Raw genomic sequence first — 401 nt, 5'->3', positions numbered from 1 at the left:
TCTGGATTTGTTGGTTTTTCCGGCTCTATTGGTGGCTTTGGTTTTTCTGGCTCTGTATTTTCCGTATTACCATTCTCACCCTCCGTTGTAATTGGTGGGTTTACAATTGTATCTGGTTTCTTCTCTGGTGGAAGAATATCACCTATACTCGCTACTGAAGAATCAATATTTTGATCACCGAATGCAAAATGATCTCCATTCACGGTGACTTGTGGCTTATTATCTGTAATAGCTGCAATTACATTATCCTTTGCTGTATCTTGAATTGATTTATCTTTCGTTTCTTTATCAAAGAGTGCTAGAACACGAGAAGTCGTTTCATCTCCATTTTGAAGATTACTTACAATAGATTTTTCTTTAAAATTAATTTTCGATTTATCCAGCTCTTCGAGAACATAAGC

General features: G+C 35.9%; 1 pseudogene. It reads right to left on the bottom strand.

Annotation, left to right across the window (positions count from 1 at the left end):
- Positions 1–401: pseudogene (locus tag CN409_RS31030) on the bottom strand (hemagglutinin); the annotation flags it as partial.

The organism is Bacillus sp. AFS012607, from assembly GCF_002558005.1.
Lineage (GTDB): Bacteria > Bacillota > Bacilli > Bacillales > Bacillaceae_G > Bacillus_A > Bacillus_A thuringiensis_S.
The sequence above is the reverse complement of the archived record's forward strand: the minus strand, read 5'-3'. Positions and strand labels throughout refer to the sequence as shown.